The organism is Psychrobacter sp. K31L (genome assembly GCF_017942195.1).
In the GTDB taxonomy this organism is placed as follows: domain Bacteria; phylum Pseudomonadota; class Gammaproteobacteria; order Pseudomonadales; family Moraxellaceae; genus Psychrobacter; species Psychrobacter glaciei.
This window is the reverse complement of sequence record NZ_JAGKSC010000003.1, coordinates 175,078-191,828: the sequence shown is the minus strand read 5'-3', so window position 1 is coordinate 191,828 and position 16,751 is coordinate 175,078. Positions and strand designations below refer to the sequence as shown.

The window sequence follows — 16,751 nt, the reverse complement described above, 5'->3', positions numbered from 1 at the left end:
TAAGTGTCATTATCGGTGCAATGAGATGCGATCATCATGCGAGTGGAAATGCTGTGATCAATATTTTTAGTCCATTTAGGTGCTTTCGTTCAGATTGAGGACACGCCCTAGTATGAACTAAATAAGGCCAACATGAGCGTTGGCCTTATTTTTTCATACTGTTTTTTGATATGCTAAAAAGAAAAAATGCTATCTTAATTAACTTAGATAAGCCATCTTAACTCTAGAGCATTTATTCATCATCCATATCGGTACTATCGACATCTGAATTTGATGGCGTAATACCAACACCTTGGTCAGATAGCGTTGTACGGCGTGTAGGGTTGATATTTTGTGGATCTACATTCGCTTCTCTAGCGGTAGAGCCAGTGCTCGATTGGCTAGTCACGCGCTCAGTGGACGCCTCAGGCAGACCCAAGCCTACATTGATGCCATTACCACGTGTAGGAGAAGTATTGGCTATCGGTGCGTTGGCAGACGTAGTGTTTTCGCTAGGCAGTCTCAATTGACTGGCATTACGAATAACTTGAGTTTTGGTCGCGCCAGTATAATTACCTTCAGAGACCGAGCTGTCTTTAATACCTGAACGGCCAAGCTTGCCAAAGGTTAGCTTGTTAAACCAAGTACGGTCACGTTTGGTGTTGAGCTTGACGCGTCCATCACTGGTCAGCCAATTCGGATAGTTGATCTGTAATAGGGTTTTGTATTCTTTTGCCAAGTCCGTTAGCCCCAGTTTTTCATGGCTATAGGCCAAAATGGCGATGGCTTCGGGTACAGATTCACTCAGTGGATAGTATTGAAACACCCATTTGGCACGGTTGACAGCGGCGACATAAGCCTCACGTTCAATATACCAACTGGCGGCACTCAGCTCACTTTCGGCAAACTGGTTGTAAATAAAGGTCATACGCTGCGCAGCATCTGGCGTATAAGGACTATTTGGGTATTTATTAATGAGCTCTTGGAAGTTGGCAAAAGCGATACGCAGATAGGCAGTATCACGTTCAGCTTGGTTCAGTTTGAACAGTTTAAGGCCTTCAGACGAGCCTTGCATATTGGCGACACCGCGCACGTAATAGGCGTAACTGACTTGAGGGTTAGAAGGGTAGAGACCGATAAACTGATCGGCACTAGCCGCTGCCAATTCGAACTTACCGCTTTCATACTGGGCATACATCATATCGAGCAGGGCTTGCTCAGCATATTGTCCGGTAGGATAAAAGGTACGCAGATTGGTCAAGTCTTCAATCGCTTGAATATAACGAGATTTATCAATCTGAGCGATGGCATCGTTATAGTAGCCTTGCTCTGACTTTTCCGCAGTTTCGACTGCATCGACGTCTTTGTTGGTCAGGTTCTTAAAAGTTTGACAACCCACCAAGTTGACACTTATTGCAAGCAGGGTGATTGAGGACAGTTTGATAAACGTATTGCCAACAGCGTGCATACTTCTTCTCCGACACAAGGCGCATAATAGCAGCGACGCTATCATACTATATATAAGGTTAATAATAAAAACGATGCTTATCGCACCAGTTAACTGTCTATTATTGAGCGTGCTAGTGGTTAAGACGACTCGTAATTGACATGATTTTTATCAAAGGCAGTTTTTGCTATGACCTATTAAGAGGGACGTTTTTGAAAATACCGTGCCATAGCATACAGTAAAATAACGCTTACTTTATAGAATAACCACCGTTTCGTCTATTTTTTCATCATCTATTTTGCAGTTCATTTATCTAGGCTGCTTTGAATTTTAGCAAGCCTGCAATATTTATCTTAGTGTATGACAGTCTGACCCGCGGATATGTCCTAAACGTCTTTGTCTATTATTTTTCATCTATCACGTGTCAGCTTTGCAGTTTAGCATGAGCCGCCGCAACGAGCGATATCGAATGTCACTGACATCGACAAATATACAGTAAATTACAGCAATGTCATATTTTAGAGAGTTAATCGTCAATGATTTAGGTATCAAATGATATGCATAAAGTGACAGATAACAGTCAGCTTCTATAGGGCTTGAGCGCTTGGCATGCTACACTATGGCAGTATTGCCTCTGCTTTTTTGACCATGATAGGTTTTAATCATCAAGGCACGGCACTGTTTTTCTTATACAGCACTATATTTTCTCATTATGTTTTCCTATTATATTCTCTTATAAAGTGCCTTACAAAAACCTGTCAGGGACTTTGCTATATATAAATATAAATCTGTTATGAATAATAATACTATGACCACCCATTTATCACCGAATCAATCGCTAGATACTGATTTATCAGCGCCACATTTATCAGCGCAAGAGCCTTCCATGCCAAATAAAGTTTTAAAAAGTAATGAATCATCTGATGCTAAGCAGCTAGAAACTGAAGACCGCATCAACGCAAAAACTGTGTCCAATGAAGCCCTCTCAGACGATGCTATGTCACAAGCTTCTGAAAGTATTGTTTCAGAAGGTGCTGTCTCAAAAGATGCTGCCTCAAAAGATAGTGATATGCTCGATGACGAGATGATTGAGGATTATGAAGCCGATGAGGCTGATGAAGGGATTGATGACAGTGACGACGATGACGCTGATTATGAAGCGCCAACTATAGGACAAGCGGTGCCAGTCATTATCGATGCCACTTACACGGTCACCGAAGAAGAAGCTGGTCTACGTATCGATAAGCTAGCATCACTGGTGTTTACCGACTTTTCGCGTGCGCAGTTGCAAGGCTGGATCAGCGATGGTAGCTTGCTGTATAACGATAGCGTACAAAAACCAAAAATTCGAGTCAAAGTAGGTGATGTCATACATCTATCAACGACGCTGCAGCAGCATAGTGAAGATCAGCCAGAAGACATTGATATCGATGTGGTGTATGAAGACGATGATGTATTGGTGATTAATAAGCCAGTTGGCATGGTTGTTCATCCTGGCGCTGGCAATCAGACGGGCACCTTGGTTAATGCGTTGCTGTATCACTATCCACAGCAGCATCATTTGCCGCGTGCCGGTCTGGTGCATCGCATTGACAAAGACACTTCTGGATTGTTGCTTATTGGCAAGACTAAACCTGCACAAATGGCATTGATGGATCAGCTAAAAGACAAGTCAGTCTATCGTCATTATCAGTGTGTGGTGGCAGGGGATGCGGCAAGTTTATTGCGTCATCGCCGTATCGATGCACCGATCGGTCGTCACCGTAGTCAGCGTACCAAAATGACGGTCATGACGGCAGGTCGTGAAGCAGTCACGCATTTATTAAATGTGACCGCGCTCAATGGTAATTACTGTCTGTTAGACGTGGGTCTTGAGACGGGTCGTACGCACCAGATTCGTGTGCATTTAAGTCATATCACCTATCCGATTGTAGGCGATCGCGTCTATGGTGGTCGCCGTCAACTGCGGGCAGGTCTGACAGAAGCACAGCGTCAGGCGATCAGCAACTTCCCGCGCCAAGCACTGCATGCCTATACGTTGGGTTTTGTTCATCCGACGACAGGTGAGGATGTCGAAGTCACAACGCCAATCCCTGAAGATATGCAGCAGCTAATGAGAGTGTTAAGTGATGGCTACGATGAAGAGTAACCGTACTGTGTAAGCAGCGTCAATACGCTTATAATAGACAGATAACAGCAGTAAATAGCTATCAGTGACGTAAAGACGACTCATTAAGACGGTAAATCAGCCATGACTCATAAGCTTCCTATGACATTACTAGCGCAGCTAGAGGATGTGGCGGTTTTTCAGACAGCCGCATTCACCAGTAAGGATGAATGCGAGGCTGATATAACCAGCCAGCTGAGACAAGCGAACTATGGCACGCTCAATTTAGGCTTGCACGTCAATGATAGCGCTGCCAAGGTCTTAGACAATCGCATGCGGCTTCTGACGGCGATGAATGAGCAGTTTACTAGCTTGCCATCAATCAGCGCGCGATATACCCCTATTAAAAGACTGCATTGGGTCAATCAAGTTCATGGCAATTGCATTCATGATACTGACGCCACAGCGCTAAGTATGCGACCGGTGGCAGCTGATGCTATGTTGAGCCAGCAAGCAGGGGTGGGTCTAGCGATAATGACTGCTGATTGTGTGCCTATCGTTCTATACCAACCAGCCAGTGGCAAAATTGCCGCTATTCACGCGGGTTGGCAAGGGTTGGCATGTGGCGTCATCAAAGCAACGACTGAGTGTTTTACTGATTCAGGGCAAATCATGGCATGGATTGGTGTCTGTATCAGCCAACAAAATTATGAAGTGGGCAGTCAAGTTCGCGATAAGCTACTGGCAGGTTGTATAGACAGTCAGTCATTGACGTCAGCCAGTATTGAAAAATTTGATGAGCGCTACGTGATGGCTTCTAAGAATCAGATCGCTGATGACAGTCGTACTGATATGAGTAAAGAGTCGAATATTGATCCTCGATACTTACATAAGTCAGTTGATAAACTATCAAATTACGCTAAAGTAAACGCGGGTAAAATTAAGCTTAACTTACCAAGACTTGCTGCTGATCAGTTAAGCACTGCTGGTGTAATACTGTGCAACGAGTCACCTATAGACTGTAGCTATGCCGATGCTCGTTATTACTCTTATCGACGTCAGACGCATTTACAGCAGCCTGCAACGGGACGGATGGCACTAGTGATTGTACGCCGTTCTGCTACCCAGTCAGAATAAATCTACCGGACGCTGGTAGATACTAAGCATCCTGAATCCGTTTTATTTCTATTCAATTATTTATAGTTATTATTAGAGTTTGTATGAATACATCTGCCACAGCATCTTTGACATCTACACTGACTGACAACACGCAAAGTGTATCGATTGCCGTCATCTATCATAGCAACTACGGTCATACCAAGCGTGTGGCTGAAGCAATCGTCATGGGGGCGCACCAGCAACTTCCAGAAGCGCAGGCAAAAGCCGTCGATGTTCACGATGTCGACTGGGATTTTTTAGATCAGGCAGATCTGCTGGTTTTTGGTAGTGCCGTCTATATGGGCAGCGTGACTGCTGAATTTAAGACTTTTATGGATGAGACCTCAAAGCGCTGGTATCACAGAAAATGGGAAGGCAAGTGGGCAGCCGCTTTTGCCAACTCGGGTGGACTGAGTGGTGATAAACTTGCTGTGCTACAGCAGATTTCTCTATATGCCATGCAGCATGGTATGAATTGGATCGGTTTGCCATTAATGCCGACAGGTCATGAGGCTCACGACTTGAACCGTCTATCTAGTTTTTTAGGATTAATGACGCAATCCCTTGATGGTCCACCTGAAGAGACCCCAGGGAAAGGCGATATCGATACAGCTATTTGGTTCGGTGATCATTTGGCTAAGACTATCATAAAGCATCAACCAGCCACATCAACTTGCTAAAGTACGATTATGATATAGTCAATCTCATATAAATTAGATACGGTGTCAGGCTCGCTTAGTCTACTATTTGTAGTACTTTCACTCGCCTTCCTTGTATCCAAATTATATTGAACCGACTATAGAGCCTGCTGATAATATCATTAGACCTTAGCGTTTATTAAGTAAACCAAAAAAGCAGATATCAATTTGATATCTGCTTTTTTTATTGTCATGAGTAAAGCTATTTATCAATGACCTTGGTTGACAACGCCGTAACAGGAATAGGACTGTCGAAAAATTGAAAAGATTGGCATGCGGTTAATAGCATCGTCGCCGAAAGTATATAAGTCATAATGAGGGGTTTCATAGGGATATCTCAGGACACAGTTGGCATTGTTAAAACAGCGTTCATCATAAACAAATTACCGTGTTATACAACGGCTAATGCCATACATATAGTAAATACTAGGGAAAGCAGGGACAGTATGCTGATTCTGTACTGTGTATGTATTATGTACAGTGGAAATTAAAAATAACAGCTAAATTATGCGTTCATTAAGTTTTTTTTAACTGGTTCGTCACTAGAAAAAAATGAATTGAGCGATTCATAATGATGAGTAGTTGTTTTTCATCAGTATTTTAAAACATCAGTAATAATAATATAAAAAAATATATTAATTAATTAAAAACTCAGTGCTGATTATAGGAACTTTTATTTTTGTAAAAAAATAGGAGGATTAAGTTACTAATCGAACAATTTTAGCAAAATAGTTTTACCTTAGTAAGGAGGACAGACATTCTACGGTAACTAAGCTTGATAATTGCCTTATAAATAATAAAGAAAAATTCGTTATCGACTCTTAATATTTAGTACGAAGAACACACAGCGAAAGTATAGATGAATAGTGGAAGACTTGGATTTTTTGAATGTAGATACGGTTGAATGATAACTGTCACGAATTAAAAATACTTAAAACACCCTAGGTGCCAGCTATATGAGGATATTATGAAGCCACTTTCTATGATGTTATCGATGCTCGTCATTGGTATGACCTCCAACGCTGCGATGGCTGAAGGTGCAAGCAGCGTTAATACAAGCCTAGCCAATGCCAGTTTACCTAATACTAGTTTACCTAATATTAGCCCTGCCAATAGCGAGCTTGTCAATCGCGGTGCCTACATTGCCCGTGCGGCCGATTGCATGGCATGTCATGGTGAGGACTATACCGGTGGGACACCAATCGAGACCCCAATGGGAGAGATTTACTCCACCAATATCACGCCATCCAAACGTTACGGTATCGGCGACTATACCGAAGCGGATTTAAAGAATGCGCTGCAAAAAGGTCGTGCGCCTAATCATATGCTTTATCCTGCCATGCCATACCCTTCTTATAGTGGTATGAAAGAAGAAGATATCAGTGCGTTGTTTGCTTATTTACAGACAGTACCAGCGGTTGACGAAGCTCCTAAAGAAAAAACAGACTTGCCATTTCCTTTTAATATTCGCAGTTTAATGATTGGCTGGAATTTGCTCAACGTACCGTCTACTGAAAAGCGCGACGGACTGAACGAGACCCAAAAACGCGGTGAATATCTGGTCAATAATCTAGAGCATTGTGGCACTTGCCATACCCCACGTAATAGTACGATGGGTTTTGATAAGAGTATGTACTTATCTGGTGCCCAGCTCGGTCATTGGCATGCACCAAATATCACGCCTGATGAGTCGAGTGGTATCGGTAGCTGGAGTGAGCAGGATATCGTCACTTATCTGCGTACGGGTGAACTTGACCATCGTGCTTACGCTGGTGGTCCCATGGGTGAAGCAGTCGCGCACAGTACCCGCTACTTAAAAAACGAAGACTTGAGTGCCATTGCTTCTTATCTGAAGGCAGTACCTGCTGTCCAGACCGACGATCAAGTGTCTGCGGTAGATGTGTCGCGCCTACCAACGCCAATCAACGAATCTATCACTCATGATCTACTGGCGCAAAAAGAATATTTGAAACAGGCAAAAGCTGAAGTAGGTAATGGCAGTAATTCCCCCGAATCATTATATTTAGCCACCTGTGGTAGTTGTCATGGGGTTGACGGTTATGGTCAGCCTGATGCACGTTATGCTCCTATCGTCGGCCTGAGTAGTATCCGCCGCGAAAGACCTGATGCGCTGGTCAATATGATCCTTCATGGGGTAGAAGGGGCAACCAATACGTCGCCCATCATGCCAGGATTTTCAGACGAATTAAATAGCGAGCAAATCGCTGGTATTACCAATTACGTACGGGTGAATTTTGGTGGTCTTACCAGCAGTGACGTGAATGCCAGCGATGTCGATCGTATCGCAAATACTGGCGTTGATAAGCCTTTTCTGATTAAGTACGCAGGCTTACTGGCGATAATCGGTATTATCGTCGCGATTGCTATTATTGTGTTTATCATCCGCGCCATCTTACGCTCTAGACGCCGCGCTTAGTTTGACTCTATTTAGATAAATGGTCGAACAAAGAACTTATAAAGGCGTTTTAGACGCTGATTACAGTACGAGAATTAAGGTTAAAACGGTAATGCATTAAGGCTTGGTAAGATAAACGTTCGATATAAACTGAGCCGATAATAAAAGCAAAATGCCAAAGACGATTGCCTACCGTTATACACGACGTCTACTTTAAGGACATTATTATGAAAGATATGCTTCAATCACCAACGCGGCGCCAACTGCTCTCGATGATTGGTAAAACCGCAGGCGCGACAGCGATGTATCAGGCAATGACGACATTAGGATTTGCTTCAGAGTCGAGTTTTAAAGAGACCATGGATCTTAAAGGTGCACCTCCGGGCGCTAGTATCGTCATTCTTGGTGCCGGTCTTGGCGGACTGACCGCGGCTTATGAGTTACGCAAAGCGGGCTACGATGTCAAAGTACTCGAATATCAAAATCGTGGCGGCGGTCGTAGTTGGACATTGAACAGCGGTGATAAATATACCGAGCTTGGTGGTGAAGAAGTCACCTGTGATTTTGAAGAGGGCAATTATTTTAATGGTGGGCCGTGGCGTCTACCAAGCCATCACTATGCCGTCTTCCATTATTGCAAACAGTTCGGCGTTGAAATGCAGCCCTTTATCCAAACCAATGATCGCGCTTATTTGCATCGTACTGATCATTTCAATGGTGTACCGCAGCGTTTGGGTGATGTGAAAAACGATATTCAAGGTCATGTCGCGGAGCTGCTATCAAAGTCAGTCAACGTCGGTGGTCTTGATCGCTCGGTCAATACTGAGGACAAAGAAAAGCTATTAGAAGGTTTAAAAGGTTGGGGTGTGCTCGATAAAGATTATCGTTATCGCGCCAGTAATGAGACCAGTAAACATCGTGGCTTTAGTGTCTTTCCCGGCGGTGGCTTAATGCCCGATGCGACACCATCAAAACCTTTGCCGATCAGTGAGATATTGGATTCGGGGATGTGGGCAGATATTTATGGCAATCATATGACTTATGCTCATCAACCAACCATGTTTCAGCCAGTAGGCGGCATGGGGAAAATTGGTGATGCGTTCACCCGTGAATGCCGCGATATGATTGAGTTTAATGCAAAGGTCACTAAAATTCATCAAGATGACAGTGGCGTCACCGTCGATTATGTCGACAGCAACAGTCCAGATGGTGCTACCAAGACCATTCGTGCAGATTGGTGCGTTTGCAATATTCCGCTAACGGTGCTGACGCAGATTGATATCAATGTCTCAAAACCAATGAAACAGGCAATGGCCGCTGTGCCTTATGAGACCTCTTATAAAGTTGGCTTAGAGTTCAACCGTCGCTTTTGGGAAGAAGATGAGTGGATATTTGGTGGTCTGACTTATACCGATATGCCCATTGCGCAAATTGCCTATCCTTCACAAAATATGTTCAAAGACGGTACGGGCGTGTTACTCGGCGCGTATGGTTATGGTCCTACGTCTTATAAGTTTAATACCTTAACGCCACAAGAACGTATTAATGTCGCGCTTGCTTATGGTAAATATATCCATCCTCAGTATCCAAAAGAATTCCGCACAGGGACATCAGTTGTCTGGCACCGTATCCCATGGACGCTTGGCTGTTATGGGATTTGGAATGAGTCGACCCGTCGTCAGCATTACGACACCTTGTGCAGTATTGATAATCGTATTGTGCTGGCGGGCGAGCATTGCTCACATATTCCGGCATGGCAAGAAGGTGCTATTTTATCTGGTATGGATGCCGCGAAGCGCCTACATAAAAAAGCAAAAATGCTTGTTTAATAACGCTTGGTTAATATGAATAACTACAAAATTCAGAGGCTATTATGGACAATGCAATCGTGAAAAAGGCAATCTTGAAGAAAAAAGTCATGAAAGACATGACACTCAAACTGCTGACGGTGATGCTGCTGAGTGGGATAAGCAGTGCAGCACTGTTGGGCTGTAGTCAACAGTCAGATGATGAAGTAACGGTTTCCAGTGTGCAAGATCAGGATTCCCTAACAACCAATGAATATCAAGAAAGCCGAAATACGGGTGCGTGGGGCGGTGTTTATATGAGCCGTGAGGAGCTTAATGCACCTCCTATCAATATTGTCGACGACAGCTCATTGCCCAATATGGAAGATGACCCAAATATTACTAAGTGGAACGCAAAGTTTGAAGGTACAAATGGGTTTGTGACGACAGATGGCAAAAAGCTGTATCACGACTCTTGCGCGGCGTGTCATATGCACAAAGGCGAGGGTGCTGATGGCGCAGGCTATTATCCACCACTGGCGAATAACAGTAAGATGCAATCAAAGTATTACATCATTGATATCTTGATTAATGGCTTTCGTGGTATGCCGTCATTCCATGGGATGATGAACGATGCGCAGATGGCTGCGGTTACTCAATATGTGCTCAGTGACCTAAATGGTTTTACCGATACCGTTACCGCTGAAGATGTGGCAAAACTGCGGCATCCCAATCCATCAGCGGGTGATCCGAGTGATGAGTAACACTATTATTTAAATTCTTAGCTAATAGTTTTTTAAGCGAAAATGGTTCGTACAAAAGTGTCTTAACCATTCTCCACAACATAAAAAAGCGCCTAATTATTTATTAGGCGCTTTTTTATAGGCAAGGCTTTATGGATTAAGAAAGATAATGAGAGAGAGGGTTTATTTAGGGCTGGATGACCAGACTGGTGAGCGAATAGTGCCTTGACCAGACTTACCGAATGACTCGCCACCGTTCAGTGATTTGATGGTTAATATGCCTTTGCCGCCTTGAGTAGAAGCATAGACCACACGCTTACCGTTAGGTGAAAAGCTCGGTGCTTCATCGATACCCGTATTGCCCAAATTCGTAGTGATAGCACCGCCGCTATTCATGATCGCCGCTGAGCGACCACTTAAAAAGGCAATTTGTGAGCCATCGCTACTAAACTGCGGGCTAGTGGCATAACCGCTATTTGATACTTTGGTCGTATTTCCTGATCCAAACTCATAACGGTAAATCTGTGGTTTATTAAATCCTGATCGGTCACTGACGAATACAAAAGATTTGCCATCTGGTGCATAGCTTGGCTGTACCTCGCTGCTTGGCCAATTGGTGATTCGTCTAGGTTTACCGCCGCTGGCACTTATCTCATAAATATCAGCACTGCCTTCAAAGCTGCTAGAAAACAGTATCTTGCTGCCATCTGGTGAGAATGATGGGCTTAAATTGCTACCAGAAAATGGCGTCAAAGCACTTGCACTACCGCCGCTCACGTTTTGTACATAAATAACAGGATATGATTTATCGCGCTGCACAGAATAGGCGATGCGATTACCATCTGGTGACCACGATGGGGAGAATATAGAACCAGCAACTTCAGTAATGGTCTTAGCGTTTTCGCCATCAGCATCCATGACTTTTAAGCGCGATACTTTTTCTTTACCAGTACCAACTTCTTCGATGTAAGCAATACGTCCGGAGAAATCACCTGGAATACCAGTAATCAGCTCATAAACTTTGTCAGCGATGACGTGACCAGCATAGCGCATGCTTTCTTTATTATTGTCAGCCGTTAAGCTTTGCTTGCCTTCAATCACTCGGCCAGATTTGATATCAATTACTTCGTAATCGGTGACTACTTTACCGCGGTTGCTGCGAGTACTACCGACCACTAGGTAAGGAATTCCCATACTTTGCCAAACCGGTAATGTGCCTGACAGCTCGCTAATACTGCGCGGCTGTTGTGGCAAATCTTTACTGGTCACCTTTAATTCAGTTTTGCTCAAATCATTGAGAATAATCGGCGATAGCACAGAATCACCTGCAAACGGCACAAAAGCCACTTGGTTTTGTTGGACTGGAATATCATAATCCAATTCTAAGACGACAGGCGCCGCCAACAAGTTGGAAGAAATAAGCAAGGTTGAGGTGCTGGCAAGTAAAGAAAGGCATAACTTCTGATGAGTACGCATGACCGAATTGAACTCCTGAAATAGTCTAATCGTTATTTTTTATAGGGGCTAAGTTTACCGTTACGGTATGGCAATATTACACACAGTGCAAGCAGTTTAAGGTAACGTTATCAATAATATAGGGACTGGGTAACTGATTAATTGCTACCTTTAAACTGTATGGTAAAAGTAGGGTACTTAGGATCATCAGCATCAATCGGTAAGCTGCCAGTATTCAAAACTGCTTGTTTGGCTGCTTCATTGACCGCGCTATCAGGTCCTGAAGCGGAGACGTTGACCACATTGCCGCTCGCATTGACAGTGATGGTTAAGGTGGCGCGCTGAGTCGAGCCTTTGGCAGCGGTTGGCGGGCTATAATTGCGTTTGATTAAATTGATGATTTCACCATTGCTGGCACCGCGACTGCCGCTTGAGGCAGAGCGACTGCTGCCTTTTGCCATACTAGAGGTAGAAGAATCGCCAGATACAGTCGACTCACCATCTTCTGATAAGCTAAAGTTTTTATTGGCACTGCCAGAGCTGCCAGTGTCAATTTTTAAATTTTTATCAGTAGCAGTAGGGCGTGTAATTCTAGGCGGGTTGTTTTGTTTATTACGGTAATCCCTAAGCTGTTTTTGTTCTTCGATGAGCTGTTGTCTTTTATCTTGTTCAACTTGATTGTGTTCTTCTACTACCGACTCATCTAGCTGTGCTGCCCATTCAGCCATATTGCGTTCATATTCTTGGTTTTGCTCAAGTAAGCGTTGATGCTGCTCTTCACTCATCAGCATTGGTTGACTGGCAGGATCGTCAGAGCGCGTAAAGACAGGCACGCGCTGCGAGTTTGGTTGGTTAGGGTTTTGAATGCTAGCGCTACCGTCAGCCGTGTTCTCTGGCATATCACTGAATGAGCTGCTCGTACCACTATCAGCTTGCATAGCACTGGCAGCAGCGGCACGATTGGCAAGGATTTGCCCTTGCATCTCAGCCAGCTGTTCAGGGGAGACCATGACGGTCTCTAAGCTACCTACCGTTTCAACTTCTGTATTTTGATAGGTATAAATAAGTATGCCAATCACCAGACCATGTGCAAGCAAGCTGAGGAGCGTAGGCAGTGTCAGCCCATTGCCTTCAGGTTGGGTCGGCACATAAACAGCAGGCGCATTATTCATGGCAGTGATACTCATGGACATGATATTGAAGGATGAGGTTCATCAGATTATCTACTTTATTATAACAAGCGGTGCTAACAATAGGATTCATTATGATGAGGGTGTAGGCAAGGGTGCGCCCGTTAATAATCCCACCTTTTGGATACCTGCTTGCTGCAAGCTTGCCATCAAGGTCATGATAGCGCCATATTGATTGTTTTGATCGGCATTGATCATGACCTGTAAAGGCTGCGCGCCCGCATCGCTGCTTTGCGCCTGCAGATTAGACAAGGTATTAATCAGCTCTGACTCACTAATCGGCAGGTCAACATTGTCTTCATAACTGATAAAAATCTCGCCACTATCGGTTAAGGAGACAATCACGGGTAACTGGCTTTGACTCATGGTATTGGTTTGCTCTTTTGGTAGCTCGACATCGACGCCGGTGATCAGCATCGGCGCAGTTACCATAAATATCACCAGTAGCACCAGCATCACGTCGATATAAGGAACGACGTTCATCTCCGCATTCAGCGCTTTTTTCTCTCGGCGATAGGGGTTTGGTTTCATAGCCCTGTCACCTGACCTGCATGACCATTAAGTGCGCTGTCTCTATCTACCACGCTTTGGACGCTTGTCTCACGTTGGAGCATACCTGTCATCTCATCGCAGAATAGTGCACGTGAATCATACAAACGGCTTGATTTGGCCGTAAAGTGGTTGTACGCGAGCACAGCAGGAATAGCCGCAAACAAACCCATGGCCGTGGCGATTAGTGCTTCAGCGATGCCTGGCGCGACAGAGGCTAGGGTCGCCTGCTCAGTTTGGGATAGTCCCAAAAAGGCATTCATAATGCCCCATACGGTGCCAAATAAGCCGACATAAGGTGCAACTGAGCCGATGCTGGCTAAGGTAGTGAGCCCAGATTCTAATAACTGCTGCTGACGTCCTAAGCCGACCCGAAGCTTACGCTCAACCCCATCGATAATGTCATCTTTCGGCTGACGTTTTTTGTGCATCCTGAGATATTCAGAAAAGCCCACATAAAATATCTGCTCAAGTCCTTGGCGCTCAGGGGAGCCTTGCACGCCTTGGTACAACTTTGCCAAATCTTCACCCGACCAAAACCAAGTCTCGAACTGTTGATCAAAGTTCTTAGCCGTACCAAGCCGTGCACTCATACGAAAAATAATGACCCAGCTGAGCAAAGACGCTAGCAATAAGAGCGCCATCACAATCTGTACCAATAGACTGGCTTGGGTGATAAGGTCGATAATATTTAATGATTCAGGCATGTATTGGACTCACGGGTAATTAACAATAACTGGTATACGCGCCATACGTAGACCGGATAAGACCTCTAACAACTATAGAATATAGGGCATCGAAACTAAGCTGGTAATAGCTAGTAACACAAGCTGGTAATAATAGAAGGTATTCAACAAAATGCACTTATATTATGCACGAATAATATTTTTCATATAGTACAGCGTGCAGAATCGATAAAACGATCATACTATGAAGCGTCAATGCATTATGCACACTTATATCAACCGACTAGTGTACTGCTAAATGAAGAAAAGGTCATTTTTTTAAAAGGTTAAAGCGAAAAAAACTGCATTTTATTGATAGAGGTGTAATTTTCGTCGATATAAGGTGGGTTTAAAGGCAGGGTTGGGCAGTAATACAACTATTATCCAGTATTTAAACGCCAAGACAGCCTTATTTCCGTTTTAAACCAGCAAGGCACGGGTAATGATTGAATTTGTATCTCATTTTCTCTAAAATGTTGCTCTTTGTTACCGCTGCCTTTTGATTATGACGTCGCAACCTGCTTGTTGACGTCATCTTTATTTTAGGCACCAATAAATTTGTTCTTTCACTAGCAAGCTGGGCGCGACACTTATGAATGCAATTGAACGCTATTTTGGGATCAACGGTGAAAACACCACGGTCAAAACGGAAATTCTTGCCGGTATTACTACCTTTTTGACGATGGCTTACATCATCTTTGTGAACCCCAATGTATTAGCAGAAGCGGGTATGGACAAAGGAGCGGTGTTCGTTGCTACTTGTTTGGCAGCGGCAATAGGCTGCTTTATTATGGGTATTTATGCCAGATTGCCAGTGGCATTAGCGCCAGGTATGGGCTTAAACGCCTTCTTTACCTACGGTGTGGTGCTGGGTATGGGCTATGCATGGCAGACAGCGTTAGGAGCAGTATTTCTATCTGGTTGTTTGTTTATCCTTTTAAGCTTATTCAAGATTCGCGAATGGATTATTAATGCCATTCCAACGAGCCTTAAGCAAGGTATCGTTGCTGGTATCGGTGCGTTTTTGGCATTTATTGCCCTGCAAAGCTCTGGCATCATCGTAGGTCGTGATGCGACCTTGGTCATGCTTGGTGATATGACTGCATTTGCCCCTATGATGGCTGCTCTCGGTTTCTTTATTATCATCGGCTTGGTGTATAAAAAAGTCCCAGGTGCGGTAACCATTGGTATTTTGCTGATTACCTTGATCAGTTTGGTTACTGGTAACACGCAGTTTACGGGCATTATGTCGGCACCGCCATCGATTGCGCCAACACTCATGCAGCTTGATATCGCAGGCGCGTTTGATATTGGCATGATTAGTGTTATTTTTGCTTTCTTATTCGTTGATCTGTTTGATACAGCAGGCAGCTTGGTTGGTATTGCCAATAAAGCAGGCCTGATTGATAAAGATGGCAATATCCCTAATATGGACAAAGCGCTATTGGCTGATTCAACGGCTACGGTTGCCGGTGCCATGCTAGGTACTTCGTCAACGACCAGTTATATTGAAAGTGCGTCAGGAGTTGCGTCAGGTGGTCGAACTGGTCTGATGGCTGTGACGGTTGGTGTGCTATTCTTGCTCAGTATTTTCTTTGCGCCATTAGCGGGTATGATTCCCGCTTATGCGACCGCAGGGGCGATATTCTATGTGTCGGTATTGATGCTGTTCACCCTCAAAGACATTAATTGGGAAGACTTGACGGAAGCAGCACCAGTAGCAGTGGTATTATTACTAACACCGCTCACGTATTCTATCGCTGATGGTATTGCGCTTGGATTTATTACCTTTACAGCGGTGAAGTTGATGACAGGCAAGTTCTCTGAAATTACGATTCCAGTGTGGATTTTGACAGCCATTTTATTGGCAAAGCTGGTACTTTTATAAGTCGCTAACGTGATGTGGATAGTTTATATCATGTAGCTAACTATACTAGCATTACGTATATTCTGACCCTCTTTATTATGGATTAATAAGGAGGGTTTTTTTTGTGTTTCAAATAAAGTGCCTTGCGATAACTAACCGAAATTCTATGCTCTACAAAACAATTAATGACCAATAGTAAACAAAAAATTATAACTAAAGCGTCATTGCCGTTATGATGGTTATAACTAATTGTTTTTAAAGTAGATATTTATTGTCTTAAATCCTAAATATCGTTAGTTTGAAATTTTTTTTCATGATACCATAGCCAGGTTAAGCGCATCACCTCAATCAACGCCGTAGAGGTTTTTCTTACAGTGAATTAGCGTCATATAAGATGGTAAATTTTGGCTTATTAGCATGATAATCGATAGATTATTGTCCTAATGATATTCAGCCTTGAACCATTAATCGAACTCCTTTCACTACTAACAAGAAGAAGGCACTAATGCCGCTTAACTGTTCGTTGTTGCCTTTATATTGTTAACGTAGCCCGTTTAACACTCGAACGACCTACTTAAACGTTTCCAGCTTATGCTGGATTTGCTCGTTTTACGATGGCGCCGTTTGGTC

At 43.8% G+C, this 16,751-nt stretch carries 12 protein-coding genes; 7 read left to right on the top strand and 5 right to left on the bottom strand.

The window, feature by feature from the left end:
* Nucleotides 1–232: 232 nt before the first annotated feature.
* Entirely contained in the window at nucleotides 233–1,447 is a 1,215-nt protein-coding gene (locus tag J5X94_RS06325; protein ID WP_210540650.1) for an outer membrane protein assembly factor BamD, read from the bottom strand.
* Between the two features lie 1,048 nt (nucleotides 1,448–2,495).
* Here J5X94_RS06325 and J5X94_RS06320 point away from each other — a divergent pair.
* The 6 genes from J5X94_RS06320 (at nucleotide 2,496) to J5X94_RS06295 (ending at nucleotide 10,356) form a co-directional block, all read left to right on the top strand.
* Nucleotides 2,496–3,575, top strand: coding sequence for an RluA family pseudouridine synthase (locus J5X94_RS06320; RefSeq protein ID WP_416346172.1), 1,080 nt, complete (start codon nucleotides 2,496–2,498; stop codon nucleotides 3,573–3,575).
* A gap of 102 nt (nucleotides 3,576–3,677) precedes the next feature.
* A complete protein-coding gene (locus tag J5X94_RS06315) occupies nucleotides 3,678–4,670 on the top strand; it encodes a polyphenol oxidase family protein (RefSeq protein ID WP_210540648.1) in 993 nt (330 codons plus the stop codon).
* A gap of 83 nt (nucleotides 4,671–4,753) precedes the next feature.
* A complete protein-coding gene (locus J5X94_RS06310) occupies nucleotides 4,754–5,371 on the top strand; it encodes a flavodoxin family protein (protein WP_194619890.1) in 618 nt (205 codons plus the stop codon).
* A 985-nt stretch (nucleotides 5,372–6,356) separates the two neighbouring features.
* The gene (locus J5X94_RS06305; protein ID WP_210540647.1) at nucleotides 6,357–7,826 is read left to right on the top strand and encodes a cytochrome c; all 1,470 of its coding nucleotides are present in this window, start codon (nucleotides 6,357–6,359) and stop codon (nucleotides 7,824–7,826) included.
* Between the two features lie 206 nt (nucleotides 7,827–8,032).
* Complete coding sequence (locus tag J5X94_RS06300) at nucleotides 8,033–9,634, top strand: flavin monoamine oxidase family protein (protein ID WP_210540646.1); 1,602 nt, start codon at nucleotides 8,033–8,035, stop codon at nucleotides 9,632–9,634.
* Nucleotides 9,635–9,723: 89 nt separating this feature from the next.
* Nucleotides 9,724–10,356, top strand: coding sequence for a c-type cytochrome (locus tag J5X94_RS06295; protein WP_210540827.1), 633 nt, complete (start codon nucleotides 9,724–9,726; stop codon nucleotides 10,354–10,356).
* A gap of 162 nt (nucleotides 10,357–10,518) precedes the next feature.
* Here the strand turns inward: J5X94_RS06295 and J5X94_RS06290 are convergent, their stop codons facing one another.
* The 4 genes from J5X94_RS06290 to tolQ all read right to left on the bottom strand — a co-directional run bounded on the left by J5X94_RS06290 (nucleotide 10,519) and on the right by tolQ (nucleotide 14,236).
* Entirely contained in the window at nucleotides 10,519–11,811 is a 1,293-nt protein-coding gene (locus J5X94_RS06290; protein ID WP_210540645.1) for a PD40 domain-containing protein, read from the bottom strand.
* A 137-nt stretch (nucleotides 11,812–11,948) separates the two neighbouring features.
* The gene (locus J5X94_RS06285; RefSeq protein WP_228293181.1) at nucleotides 11,949–12,977 is read right to left on the bottom strand and encodes a cell envelope integrity protein TolA; all 1,029 of its coding nucleotides are present in this window, start codon (nucleotides 12,975–12,977) and stop codon (nucleotides 11,949–11,951) included.
* A gap of 75 nt (nucleotides 12,978–13,052) precedes the next feature.
* The gene (tolR, locus tag J5X94_RS06280; protein ID WP_210540644.1) at nucleotides 13,053–13,511 is read right to left on the bottom strand and encodes a protein TolR; all 459 of its coding nucleotides are present in this window, start codon (nucleotides 13,509–13,511) and stop codon (nucleotides 13,053–13,055) included.
* A complete protein-coding gene (gene tolQ / locus J5X94_RS06275) occupies nucleotides 13,508–14,236 on the bottom strand; it encodes a protein TolQ (RefSeq protein WP_189584860.1) in 729 nt (242 codons plus the stop codon). The genes tolR and tolQ overlap by 4 nt, the downstream gene beginning before the upstream one ends.
* Before the next feature lie 610 nt (nucleotides 14,237–14,846).
* On the opposite strand from tolQ, the gene J5X94_RS06270 reads away from it, so the two are divergent.
* Nucleotides 14,847–16,142 (top strand): NCS2 family permease, encoded by a 1,296-nt coding sequence (locus J5X94_RS06270; protein WP_010201193.1) that lies wholly within the window; start codon nucleotides 14,847–14,849, stop codon nucleotides 16,140–16,142.
* Nucleotides 16,143–16,751: the final 609 nt, after the last annotated feature.